Annotated in this window: 8 protein-coding genes; 3 read left to right on the top strand and 5 right to left on the bottom strand. The window is 47.4% G+C overall.

Annotated features, from left to right (window positions below; genetic code table 11):
• Position 1: 1 nt before the first annotated feature.
• The 3 genes from NVIE_RS04555 to NVIE_RS04545 all read left to right on the top strand — a co-directional run bounded on the left by NVIE_RS04555 (position 2) and on the right by NVIE_RS04545 (position 4,204).
• A complete protein-coding gene (locus NVIE_RS04555) occupies positions 2-2,266 on the top strand; it encodes an ATP-binding protein (RefSeq protein WP_144239497.1) in 2,265 nt (754 codons plus the stop codon).
• Between the two features lie 87 nt (positions 2,267-2,353).
• A complete protein-coding gene (locus tag NVIE_RS04550; protein ID WP_075054231.1) occupies positions 2,354-3,028 on the top strand; it encodes a hypothetical protein in 675 nt (224 codons plus the stop codon).
• Positions 3,029-3,166: 138 nt separating this feature from the next.
• Positions 3,167-4,204, top strand: a complete 1,038-nt coding sequence (locus tag NVIE_RS04545) for a hypothetical protein (protein ID WP_075054230.1) — start codon at positions 3,167-3,169, stop codon at positions 4,202-4,204.
• An 86-nt stretch (positions 4,205-4,290) separates the two neighbouring features.
• Here the strand turns inward: NVIE_RS04545 and NVIE_RS04540 are convergent, their stop codons facing one another.
• The 5 genes from NVIE_RS04540 to NVIE_RS04520 all read right to left on the bottom strand — a co-directional run bounded on the left by NVIE_RS04540 (position 4,291) and on the right by NVIE_RS04520 (position 12,854).
• Positions 4,291-9,405, bottom strand: a complete 5,115-nt coding sequence (locus tag NVIE_RS04540) for an InlB B-repeat-containing protein (RefSeq protein WP_084790619.1) — start codon at positions 9,403-9,405, stop codon at positions 4,291-4,293.
• A 3-nt stretch (positions 9,406-9,408) separates the two neighbouring features.
• Positions 9,409-9,939 carry a hypothetical protein gene (locus tag NVIE_RS04535; protein ID WP_075054228.1) on the bottom strand — a complete coding sequence of 177 codons (531 nt, stop codon included), beginning with the start codon at positions 9,937-9,939 and terminating at the stop codon, positions 9,409-9,411.
• Positions 9,940-10,021: 82 nt separating this feature from the next.
• Complete coding sequence (locus NVIE_RS04530) at positions 10,022-10,474, bottom strand: archaellin/type IV pilin N-terminal domain-containing protein (protein ID WP_075054227.1); 453 nt, start codon at positions 10,472-10,474, stop codon at positions 10,022-10,024.
• Positions 10,475-10,567: 93 nt separating this feature from the next.
• Positions 10,568-11,647: a ParB/RepB/Spo0J family partition protein gene (locus NVIE_RS04525; RefSeq protein WP_158435091.1), complete on the bottom strand. Its 1,080-nt coding sequence runs from the start codon at positions 11,645-11,647 to the stop codon at positions 10,568-10,570.
• 13 nt (positions 11,648-11,660) lie between these two features.
• Positions 11,661-12,854 carry a TFIIB-type zinc ribbon-containing protein gene (locus NVIE_RS04520; protein ID WP_227717476.1) on the bottom strand — a complete coding sequence of 398 codons (1,194 nt, stop codon included), beginning with the start codon at positions 12,852-12,854 and terminating at the stop codon, positions 11,661-11,663.
• Positions 12,855-12,862 lie beyond the last annotated feature (8 nt).

The following is a 12,862-nucleotide window of genomic DNA, read 5'->3' as shown; positions in this document are numbered from 1 at the left end:
CTTGAATGAGCAAGCGACTCTGAGAGCATTAAAGTCCCTCTTGGTTGCAAGGACAAGAAGTGATGTAATTGATATTCTTGACAGGCTATATTCAAGTAACAACAAAGGAGACTCTGTTAGATGGCGGACTTTAGGTGACAGGGAAACCAACTTTGCAACCGTTCACCTTACTGCTAATCCAGAAGTTTCGCTTGTAGAAAGAATAACCAACGGTATAGATGCCACCTTTGAACGACTGGCGGAAGAAAGACCCGAATTAAAGAATATCCGTTCTCCTAGAGTATTTTCCGAAAAGGCATTAGGGTTCAAAGGAGGAGTTATAGCCGACACAATCAAGAGGAGAAAGAAAACAGCGGCAATGGAAAGTGGGGTTGACGTTATCCTTTGGGATGGGGATACCGACGAAACTCCGACAATTGATATTATTGATAGAGGCATAGGTCTTCGAAAAGATGAAATTCCGAATACCATTCTGTCTCTTAACCAGTCAAATAAGATTACCAAATGGTACTTGATGGGCAGGTTTGGTCAAGGCGGTTCCACGACTTTTGCCTTCTCTGAGTTTACTATTCTCGTTAGCAGGAAATTTGATGATAGTAACAAGATGTCGTTTACTGTCATAAAGTTCCAGCCGCCAGCGAGAGACGAAAAAGATGGCAAGTACGTTTACCTTGTAAACAGCGAGGACAACTTGCCCCTTACCGTTACAAACCCTGACAAGTCGTTGGATATCGATTTTAACACCATTGTTAGGCACATAGACTACAAGATTGGCAAACAGAACTTGCTAACTCTATACGGGAAATTGCAGTATTATCTGTTTGACCCTGTTTTGCCTTTCAAGATAGTAAACCAGCAAGCCGGAGCCTATCAAGAACGGCTAAGGCGGATATACGGAAGTAGAGATAGACTCAACAGGTCAGACCTTATTGAGAGGAGAGACGAAATCCAAGTCCCCTCCACGGAAATAGACTATGGGACAATAATCCTTCGGTACTGGCTATTCAAAAGACAGACAGATGTTGCACAAAAGATGACTTTCGTGGACCCTGACTATCCGATTGTCGTTACTTACTACGGTCAGTCGCATTCCGTATTGCCAAGGCGGTTTTTGAACGAATGTCAGTTACCCTATCTGCAAAAAGACCTTGTAGTTCAGATAGATTGCGACTTGGTCAACGATGTAGGAAGACGTGCCCTTTTCCCTTCGACCAGGGAATCAATCACCAGCGAAGGTTCCGCAATTATCAAGAAAACAATCGTGGAAATTCTTTCGAATTCAAGGGAGCTAAAAGAGCTAAACAGACAACGTGAGGAGGACTTTCTTTCCGAAGGTTTCTCCAAGGAGAAAGACGAGATGAGGAGAAACCTAGCCGAGATGATAAACAGAATCCTGCCTGGCAGAATAGGCGTAAAAGGTGGTAACAAAGGAGAAGGAGACAAGAAACCTGCAAGTCCTGAAACGGAGCGAGAACCGCCTATAGAAGAGCAAATTGTAGAAGAATACGTTTCGCTAAAGGACTTTCCTACCTTCATCAAGATAATGAACAAGGCTGACCCGTTGGTCTTTAGACCAAATCAATCAACAAGGATTGAAATATTGTCTGATGCACCAAATAATTTTCTGGCAAGGAATAACGCTTATTTCTCGTTGGCAGAGGAAACTCAAAAGTTTGTAAAGATATCATACTTTCAAAAGGATTTTAGAAATGGCAGAATATTTATCGTAACAAGGCTGGTGGAGGGCGCACCTCTGTTCACCAAGTTTCCTTTCAATATTCAGCTTAACGCCATTAACGAATCGGCAGAAAAGGTATCCCTGTCCGATAGCAGGAATTCGGTAATAGAAGAACCTCTTTTGAAAAAGGAAAAGCCCAGCAATATTCAGACCGATGCGCCCTATATCGAGGTTGTTGACCGGAACCACGAATACTACATTAGCAACAAGTGGACTGAAAAGAACGTCGCAGATGTCCAAAAGTCTCCCGACAAAGTTGTAATCTACGTTTCTGTAGAAAATGAATGGTATATCGGTGCATTGCGCAGAAGCAAATACCAGGAGGCTACCAAGCGCATAATTCAAAACCGCTATGTGTTATTGATAGCATTCTATGCATACCTCCAAGATGATTTTATCGAGAAGCTACCGACTGATAGTGATAAGCAATATTACGAGAAGATTTCAGATGGTCAGTTGGAAATCGCAGCAAGAACTATTCTAACAGGTCTTACAAGTGAAAAGGCATTTGAAATAGAAAAGGATTAGCCGACTTTCCAAGAATGCTGGCAAGCGTGCCGAGGTGCAATATCAAGCAGACGAATAACTAAAATTCTGCAACATTAATCGCTTATTATGGAATGTTGGTTTAATGGTTCAATAGATCTTAGAAAGGGCGATATTATCAAGATTGTGCGTGCTTTCCATGATGAAAGACCCCTTCGAGTTACTATAATTGAGAATATTACTACCGGCGCACAACGTAGAAGCATTGATGAAGGGGTACTCATGAGCAAATCGCCGGTTACACTATCAGAGCCAATTGTCGGAAAAGTCAAGTCGTCCACCATTGGAGGGAATAATGTTACGTCTTTCGTAATTGAAGAAGGGTCATACCAAGACCATGTGTTTGTTAGGGCTGGAGAAAGGCAGAAGGGCGAAAGCGCTCTTATTGGCATTCTCCAGAATCAGCTTGATACTTACGTCAAAATTTGCGACCCTTATGTGTCCGTGGATACTATCAAGCTGTTAGCCAAAGTAAAGGGCGACATCGATATTCTACTCTTAACCGATAACATTAAGGAGTTGTACCAAGTCAAGCAAGAAATAGCAACATTAAGCAACAAGCTGATGATGAGAAAAGGTACAGGTTTACATGACAGATTTATTCTAACAAGGGGTGAAGGCTGGTCTGTTGGGCATTCACTGAAAGACTTTGGTTCAAAAAATAGCTATCTTGCAAAAATGGTATCATCTGTAGATGCCGAATCGGCTTTCGATGACAATTGGAATCAAGCCTCTATAATATAGCCAGAAAGGATCTGCTTTTCATTAATTTCGCGTGTATATGTGCGGGCGAATGCGTCAAAGCCTTTATTTCTACACAGGTGATTAAAGAAAGAACGCAGCAAATGCCAAAAGACAGAAATTAGAAAGGGAACCTCAAATTTGGATGTGGACTTTATCGATGATGCGAGGTTTCTTGCTATTCGTACATCAGGTATAGTTACTGACAAAGATTCAGTACCGCAAATAATCGACTCTGACACAGTCGTGTTCGGTGGCTTCAAAATCAAGATATCCGCAGCTATCTATGAATCAGCAAAAGCTGCGGAAGTTGTAGACGGCTGGAAGATGCTGCAGAACGAAATGCCCATGGATGAACTTTTCCAACCATATTTCCTCGAGACAATTAGAGAATGGAAGACGCCCGGTTTCGAGTATGCAACTGAGCCCATAATCTTGGAACTCCTACGATTTTGCTATTGGTACTATAGATGCTCACAAGTAGACAGGAGTACATTTGATACGAAAAAGGCGAGAATCGTAAGCGAGATGTCGGCGGATCTCGGTAATATCAGCCAATATAAGGTTAGCCTCCACTATGGAAAGAGGTTTGAGGTGAAAGGAGGCAAGCCCTATGATGATGAGTTTGAGAAATTCTACATAAAATTGCCAACCGGCTTGTGGAGTGTCATTGCTGAAGTAAAGTTCCCGGTCCTTGCAAGTGAGGCAGGATTACGAGTCTCGTTCCATAAGAAACATGACTTTCTAATTGATGATCTGCCGTGTGAGGTGAAAGCCATCAATGACGAACCGAGAGGACCGGAGCATGATGAACAGGATATTACAAGTGAAATTAAGTCATTTATTGAAAGGAATAAAGTGGCAGGCGATATTGACAACGGAATAGGACAAGGGGGACGTATCATCTTCGTCGATGCAACTCGTTCAACGACTGGACGCTTCCTAAATGAGAAAACCAGCGCAGAAAATCCTGAATTTGCTTTCGAAAAAACGATTGCGACTGCAGTCAACAATGCAAGAAAAGGCGGTTCATTCACACCAGTGGTGATTAGTGCATCTGCTATTGACTGTCGCTCTGATGGCGGCAAATGCAACTACAAAACTGTAACTTTCCTACGGTCAGTCCAAGTTAAAAAAGAGAATAAAGACAAATTCAAAGTTCACATTGCGGATGTCTAGACCTCCTTAATTCTATTGCAATATTCTTTCCCCTAGTCTGACTGCATCTTGTTATGCACCAAAATCGAAAGATAATTATTTGCATACTACGGATTTGTCGGCGTAAAGTAAAGCGTGGCGACCATGTTGTTTGTAGTCCACCCATACCCGTTGCTGAACCTCATGTCAAAGTTGGAGCCTCTGGCCCACTGGTATGTTGATACCATCAAGTCTCCTACTATCACCTGCTTTGGAGTAAACACTCTGGCCGCGCCAACCACCCCGTTGTACGATTTTGTATTTGTCCAGTCAACAGACGGGCTTGTGTCTCCCTTGTTGTTGTAAGTGTCCCTGTACCTGAAGTAAAGCCCCTGGTCTGAATCCGAGGTTATGCCTTTCACATTCAAGTAGCCGGAATAGCTTATCGCCAGTTTGTCTACCGCATACGAATGAGTTGCAGGTGTCAGCTTTGAGTTCCACTTTGTTGTAAAGGCCTTGGTGTACCCCCATGCGGCATAATCATGAGCGCCGAAGTATGCTCCCTTGCTGTCCGTCCTCACATCCATGCTCCACTCCCACCCAAGAAGCCAGTTGCTGGCAGACTTTGCATACGGCAGAGATACCGACCTCAGGACAGGGTTTCCAAGGGAGTCGGTTTTCGAGGGGTCAGCAACCTCTGCAGTGTACGTATTTGGATTCAATGTGTACTGCTGCCAAGTGATTGGGTAGTACGCCACCAGTGTTGAGGGTCCGTTCACACTGATCGTCCTTGGATTTGAAGTCGAGAGGTTGTCCCACCACTTGAACGCAAAGCCTCTGACATCAACGCTGCTTATCGACTTTGTCGTGGATGTATCAACAATGCTCACCTGATAGGTGCCGGCAGGGAGCGCAAAAGCTGCCATGCCACTTGAATCTGTCTGGACTGTGGTGGTCCCTATCTTCACCTTCAGGCCAGATAACGGTGATGCCGAAAGACCTCCATAGGTTGCCAGCGTTTTCACGCTGACGGTGTATACCTTCTGGAAGCTTGCTGTTTCTGTGATGGGCGCATTTACCGTTATCGTGGCAGGGTTAGCTGTTCCAGAATACGAGCCTGAACCGGAGCCTGACCATGTATCGAATTTGTAGCCTGACGATGCGGATGCTGAAATCGCCACCTGTTTGCCAGAATCATACCAATCACTGGAGGGAGACACAGTACCAGCTGATGATGCAGATGTCTGCATCGTCAGGTAATGCTGCTTCTTCTCAATGGCAGTAAAAGTCACTGCAGAGTTAACCGTAACGGTCCTTGGATTTGCTGTTACTCCGCCATCGCTCCACTTGTCAAACAAGTACCTTGTGCCTGACGACTGGAGGTAAGAAGAGGGAACTGCTATAGTGTGGGTTCCTTGTAAGACCTGTACTGTTACCTGACCACTTGTATCGGTTGTGTATGATGAGGAGTCTATCGTAACGGTGATTCCCTTCACCGGCGCGTTGAACTGGTCCTTGACAGCTACTGCAAGCGGATAGGTTGTCTGCTTGGGTATTGTAAGCGTCAGAGTTGTGGTCCTTGTTTTGCCATCGGCACCTGCACCGTTGATCGTTACTGTGAATGTTCCAGTCGCAGCTGACTGGGACGCGGAGAGTGTTAGCGTACTTGAAAAAGTCGGCTTGCCGCTTGATGGACTGAATGCACAGGTAACGCCTGAAGGCAGACCTGTGGCCGACAGTGACACCGTGTTGCTGTATCCATTTACTGCATCGATCTTGATTGTGGTTGAACCAGCTGAGCCTTGATGTACTATGAGAGTACCAGGAGTTGCAGACAGTGCAAAATCGGCTGCGTTGACTATTGTCAGTGTTAACGTTGTGGATTTTGCCAGGGCACCGGAAGTCCCGGTTATTGTCAGAGTATAAGTACCTGCATTAGCTGCGGAGGACACGCTTATGCTCATGGTGCTTTTGAATGTTGGGTTTCCTGACGATGGGTTGAAAGAGACGGTGACGCCGGAAGGCTGTCCGGTTGATGACAGCGCGACGGCCTGCGCGGAGGATCCTGCGAGCAGGTCTACAGAGACTGTCGTCTGCGCAGAGGAACCTTTGGCAATGGACAGGCTTGAGGGACTGACGGATAGAGCATAGTTGAATGGCTGCGCTGTCTGTGAGCTTATCGTCAGCTGGTACGTTGCTGTTCTTGAGACGCCTCCGCCACTTCCTGCAACAGTTACCTGGTATGTGCCAGTAGCAACGTTGCTTGGAATATTGATTGTCAGAGTACTGGCAAATGTTGGATTTCCGGATGCAGGACTGAAAGTAAACGATGTTCCAAGTGGTCCTCCACTTGCAGAGAGGCTCACTGAAGTTGATGTACCACTCAGCAAGGTTGTTGTTACGGTTGTTTGAACCGATCCTCCCTGCTGCACGGTCCCAGAAGACGGATTCAGTGACAGTGAGAAATCAAACTGAGGCGTTACAGTAAGAGAAATGGTGGTTGTTCTGATCTTGCCGTCAGCCAAACCTGTTCCTGTGACGGAAAGTGTGTATGTCCCGGGGTTTGCTGTACCGGCATTTATCGTCAGTGTACTGGTAAACGGAGCATTTGACGACCATGGCTGGAATGAGTAGGATGCCCCTACAGGGAGACCTGACAAGCTCAGGCTCACCCCTGTAGAATAGCCGTTTATCGAGTTTACTGCAACAGTCGTCAAGCCTGAAGAGCCTTTTGCAATGCTCAAAGAAGAGGGGCTTGCAGAGACCACAAAATCGCTGCCTGACTGACCCTGTGCAAATACGGCAACCAGCGCATAGTCCTTGTTCATGGTAACCGAAGCAGGGTTCTGGGACCCGACGCTTACTCCGTCAAGGCTCCAGTGAGACAACTTCCATCCTGCGTTGGGTAGAGCAGTTACCTGCACACTCTCTCCTTCGACGTAGGAGTATGTTCCCGGAGCCGGGCTGGTCGTGCCTCCACAGGTTGCAGCTGATGTCGAGCTTTCCAGCTTTATGTTGTCATACCAGTTCTTCTGGTTCCAGTTTGCCCTCCACCCGTCTCCCAGAAACAGGACGACCCTGATCTTGTTAGTGCTGCTTCCAGACGATGACAGCACGCTGCAGGTGATGTCTTTGCTGTAGGATTTCCAACCGGTGTCCTGCGTTCCACCGGCTACAAGCGTCTCCTCGTAAAGTATCAGGTCTGTGTTTGCATTGTATATGCGGACAAACGCATTGGTTACCGTGCTGCCCGCATAATCTGATGCAGCCCTGTAATTGAAAGATAACGTGAGGGTTCCTGCCTTTGACCATGAAGATAGGTCAACCACCTTCTGTATGCCGTGCACAGTAGCGAACGCATCTCCGCTGATCTTTGCCGAGGGGGCAGGGCTACCAGTTCCTGTGTCTCTGGCCAGTGCATAACCGCTGTCTCCCCAGTATGACCACCCGTCCAGACCTGTGCTGAATGTGTCTGAGGTGAAAGTCGTTGGTGCGACGGACGGTCCGGCTGTCTGGACTGATATCGTTAGCTTGTATTTTGCCTGCACTTTCAGTGTAAAGGTTGTTGAATGTGTTTTCCCGTCCTGTCCCTGCGCCTGCACTGTTACAGGGTACGAGCCTGGTGTCGCAGATGTTGATGCGGATATTGACATTGTGCTTGTGAATGCAGGGACACCACTTTGGGGATTGAAAGAGGCAGATACGCCGGATGGAATCCCAGACACTGACAGGCTTACGATCTTGTTGTAGCCGTTGATTGGTGATATCGTAACAGTGTTGGAGCTGCTTCCGCCTTGCTGGATGTTTACGCTGCTCGAACCCAACGCCAGCGAAAAGTCAAACGATGTTTCTTGGATGGTAAGCGTCAGCTGGGTGGATTTTGTTTTGCCGCCTCCGCTTCCAGTACCTGTCACTATGAGGTTGTATGTTCCCGCGTTTGCAGTGCCTGCGTTGATGTCGAGGACGCTTGTAAAAGATGGACTTCCAGAAGGCTTGCTAAATGATGCAGTAGCGCCATTTGGCAGTCCTGATAACGACAGGCTGACCTGCCCAGAGTAACCGTTCAGAGACGTTACAGATACCACGGATGAGCCGGAACCTCCGCTCTGCAGATTCAATGATGACGGGTTGACAGATAAATCGAAGTCTGGCTGAGCAGTTATTTGGAGTGTAAAGGTATCTGAATGTACCTTGCCGGTGTCGTCGCTTCCTTTCACCGTGATTACGTACGTCCCGGTCGGTGTGTTTGCTGCTGAACCGATGGTCAGCGTACTTGTGAACGACGGTTTTGCACTGAGAGGGCTGTAGCTGTAGGTAACCCCTGCAGGAAAGCCTGATGTTTCCAGCGTTACCGTCCTGTCATAGCCGTTTACCGGCGACACTGTAATTGAATTTGTTGCAGCAGACGAGCCCTGCTGCAAAGTTACAGTCTTTGTTGACACAGCTATGGTGAAATCTTGGTTAGACGCGGCATTGACCTGAAGAGTCAAGGTGGCAGAATGCACTCTGCCATTCTTGTCATCGCCTGTAATTGTGATTGTGTAAACCCCGACCGGAGTAGTCGAGCCTACCTGCACCGTCAAAGTGCTTGCGTATGGAGGGTTTCCACTTGACGGCTTGATTAGATAGCTTGCGGCCTGAGGAAGGCCAGATGCAGATAGAAATACAGTGTCAGAAAAGCTATTCAGGGGACTCACAGTTATCGACGCTGTACCAGTCTTGCCCTGTTCTACTGTCAGCGAATCCGGTGCAACGGCTATTGCAAAATCTGGAAGGGGTTTGTTCTGCAGCGGTTTAGAGTCTACCCAGAAGATATTTCCCAAAGATGTAAGGAGACCCATCTTGCCGCTGCCAAGGCCTCCTCCTGTAGTACTGACAGGCATCGTGTAGTCCAGTTTCTGTGCAGAGGGTAAAGCCAGATTGAGAGGTTCCAGACTGAGGTTCCCAGTTGAATCGTCTGCCGACACCAGTCCGATGATTCTGGATGTTGCAGGACCATCGTTTGCTATCTGTAATTTTGCTTCTTCCAGCTGTGCTACAGATATCTGCTCCTTTCCCTTGTTTCCAACTAATTCCGTGCTCTTCTTTACAGCGGTGTTGTAATTGTCTTGGGCCACGAATATGAAGGATATTGTGCCTATTGCTGCCACTGCAACAAGCACAAAGATTATTGTGCCAAGGACTGGCGAGATCCCTTTGTTTCGGCGAGAATGACTGTTATTGCGTTTATCATCATTTGTCATTGCTCAAAGCCCCCATGAATATACAAGGCTGTCATCGGTCACAAGGACTGCCTCGTAACTCTGACCGGAAACTATTGGATTGACAGCATAGGGAACGTCGACGACAAGGTTGGTTACCGAGCCTACCTTTATTGCGCTAGCTTGCTTTCCGTCTAGTGCAAGAAGGTTAAAGCTATCCTGAGGTACCCCGTCAATGAATACGTATTTTACATTGACATCGGCATAGCCGTAGTTGTACAGGCTGATCTTTACCTGGGTGCTTGTACCCTGAACCTTTTCCCAGTGGTAAACGACGCTGAGAAGCTGGCCTTGCTTTAACGTGCCTTTCCTTAACGATTGAACGACCGACTGGGCTTCATTGCTTGTCTGGTTTAGTGCATAACTGGCATAAACAGAAAAAGCGCCCATGGTAATGACCGCGACCAGTACTGCTCCAAGTACTTCGCTTGAGCCTCTTCTGGCCCTTCCCCGCTTCCTCGGACCTCGGGACGGGTTGTTGCTGTGGACTTGCTGGTCATCAGAATCTGCCATCATTCAATTCCCACAAAAATCGGCCGGTGAATCTTTAAAAGGCGAAAAAAATAGGGAGTGGAAAGCCTTCTTCTTTGTTGTAGGCTCAACCAGAGCTGGCAAGTACCGACGACGTATACTGGGCTGTGCTTCCGTCGCTTGCAGTGGCAGTTATTGATACTGGATACGTCTTGCCGGGCGTTACAGAGAATCCCGCCGGGTTTGTCTTTGTGTCGCTCAACGACTGTCCCGGCTGCATGTTGTTCAGCGTGGCAGTCAGTGTTCCTGTGTCTCCTGTTACCGTGTATGTAACAGAGTTGAGGAATTTGTTGCCCGTGTTCTGCAGAGTGATGCTAAAGACCGTTGCGCCACTGGTCGTCTTTACCATGTTGACCGACTCTATCTCTACCTGTGTTCTGGCGCTTATCGTCCCTGCTGTTGCAAAAAAGACGTTGTAGACGAGCAGCCCTCCAGCCACTGTTATGGCTATAAGGACTATTGTTGCCAGTATCGGACTGATTGCCCTCCTGTCTGACTTCAGCTTGTTTAGGTGATTCACTTTTCTTTGTGCACCAAAAGCGAGGTTTCCAAGAGTTTAAAAGATAGGAATCAAACCGGAAGATGTATTGTTCTGGCTGATTACGGTGATCAGCTAACTCCACCTGAAAGTTCTTCCCTCAAAATCAATGGATATTTGATTGCCGCACCTGGGACACCCGTCAGTAACTTTGGCGGGCAGGGTTTGGACCTCTGAGGCCCTTACAAATGTGTCTTCAGCAGTGAGCTTTAGCACTCTTTTATTGTTCCAGTCAATCACGTAGTGGCTGTCGCAGCCTTCACAGTCGAAATTCCCCTCAACATAAGGCCTTGATTTTGGTCTTGATGCTGTAGAACTACCGCCGTTGCGGCTACCAGCAGACTCTTTTCCGGTTTTGTCTGGCGCATCGTTGTGGTCATTATCATCAAAGTCTTGACGATTGGAGCCGTCAGCAACATCATCATCGTTGGGAGTTTTGTTACGTAATTCCTGTACCACAGTTTCCAAAAGAAATCTCAAGTCCGTGTAGCTTTCCACCTTCTTGTTCTGTGCGCTGAAAAAGTAATCGACCACCTTCTTCAATTCCTCTTCAGGGATGACATTTGCTTTTTCTGCCAGTACCAATGCATGTTTTATTGAGAACCGCCTTGGTGCCCGGGGCACCAAAGAGCTTATATACTTCCGTACGGGCTCGGGTATTTCTCTTATTGTAAGAATTCGAACAATCCATGAATGGTCCACACCGTATTTTTGCTCCAGCTGCCTTGTCGTCACCTTCTCTTTGCCGCTACCGCCTTCATCTTCGCCATCATCATAGGCCTTGCTGCTTTCTCTCACCCATTCACCATAAAACAGATTGAACGTCTTTATCGGATCCAGAAATCCCCTGTTGTAGTGCGATGTAAAGCACCTGACTTTTACCTGGTCGTCGCTAACACCGTCTTCGACTATGGCCTGCAATGACTTCCACCCAAGGTCCGTCGCTGCAGCGAACCTCTTTTCACCGTCTATTATGAGGAAATAGTCACCGCGTGGAGTGACTAGGACCGGATTTATCTGACCTTCGATTTTCATGCTGGTTTTAAGGGATTCAAACTCTTCCTTCGTCATCGTGTTGCAGTTCCATTCGTTCTTTTTCAGCTGGTCGAGGGATATCGCCTGTATGCTGTTTTTTGACAGGGCGGCAGATTTCAAATGGATTATCTCCTTATGACTCTCCTTCATTCGGCCGCCATCGTTGCCCGAATCTTGCGAATTCGCCAGAAACCTGCGACCTGTACTCTGCAGCTGGATTGGTCCGGAATTTCACTTCTTTTCCTCCTTCGCGCATCTGGCTCAGGATACGTTCTATTGCAAGAGAAACCTTGTATTTGTCTAGGTGGAGCGCCTTTGCTATCATGCTGGATCCCAGCACTTCGCCTTCAATCTTATCGGCAATGCAGATAGCGGCTGCGGCTATCATGACATTGTTTCTACCCTCTCCGCGGACCTCTGCAAGTATCTCCAGTGACCTGCTGTAGATTCTCCTTTCAATATAGTCCAGAGGGTTTGCAATATTTGCCAGCTTGGACCTTGTGCCTTCGTCAGAGATCAAACAGTTTGTGAGGTTGAAGACATAGTCTCTGGGAGCAAGGGTTTCGTATTTTATTCCTGTTACAAAGCTGATTCTCCTCAGGTTTTTGAGGATTTTCTTGTCTGCAATGTTGCTGTATCCGATTCTCCGATGTGCATCTACCAGCCTTTGTGTAGAGCAAGATATCCCTGATGTTTTGCAGGCCTTTCTTATAGAGAATATGGATATCTCTGCAGGGGAGACCTTTATCCTGACTTGGTCTTCTTTCCTTTTTGATGCCAGCGCGTTTGTGATCTTGGTTGCCCAGTACACGGCTTCTTTGACAAGGCTTTCTGGGAGCGCCAGGTTGTTTCTGTCACAGACCCGGTCGATAATCTTTACAACCTTCTCCTCCGGCGACCTTAACGTATGCCTGTAAGCGCCTGTCTGGAGGCCGAGTTTCTCTTTCTCATCTCTTGTCAGCAAGGCAGTACCGTTGCCAGACCTTGTAATCGACCAGATGTTGTTCATTGCAGCACCGTGCATGTGTGGATGAGGCGAAGGATAGCAGCCGCTGTCATTCGGCATGCCCGACCTCTGCTCGTCATCCACAGCGCCGCAGGCTGTACAGACCACATCACCTCCATCATAGACCAGCATCCCATGACAGCATACCCTGCACGTATTGACAGACTGCTGTCGATGTTGTTCGCCAACGGGCGAAGGTGATAAACCTGCATCGCTTTTGTCGGAGGGATAATCTTCACAACCAATCCTTCCTAGCGAATTCTCATCTGAAGCTTGTGGTGTGAAGCCTTGGGTTTGTGCAGAGTTCTCGCTTCGCAGCAAACGGTATG

This window comes from Nitrososphaera viennensis EN76 (assembly GCF_000698785.1).
GTDB lineage: Archaea > Thermoproteota > Nitrososphaeria > Nitrososphaerales > Nitrososphaeraceae > Nitrososphaera > Nitrososphaera viennensis.
The sequence above is the reverse complement of the archived record's forward strand: the minus strand, read 5'-3'. Positions and strand labels throughout refer to the sequence as shown.

Coding starts and splice junctions, on each gene's coding strand:
- NVIE_RS04535 (WP_075054228.1), bottom strand. CDS start 9,939: ATGATGGCAGATTCTGATGACCAGCAAGTCCACAGCAACAACCCGTCC.
- NVIE_RS04550 (WP_075054231.1), top strand. CDS start 2,354: ATGGAATGTTGGTTTAATGGTTCAATAGATCTTAGAAAGGGCGATATT.
- NVIE_RS04540 (WP_084790619.1), bottom strand. CDS start 9,405: ATGACAAATGATGATAAACGCAATAACAGTCATTCTCGCCGAAACAAA.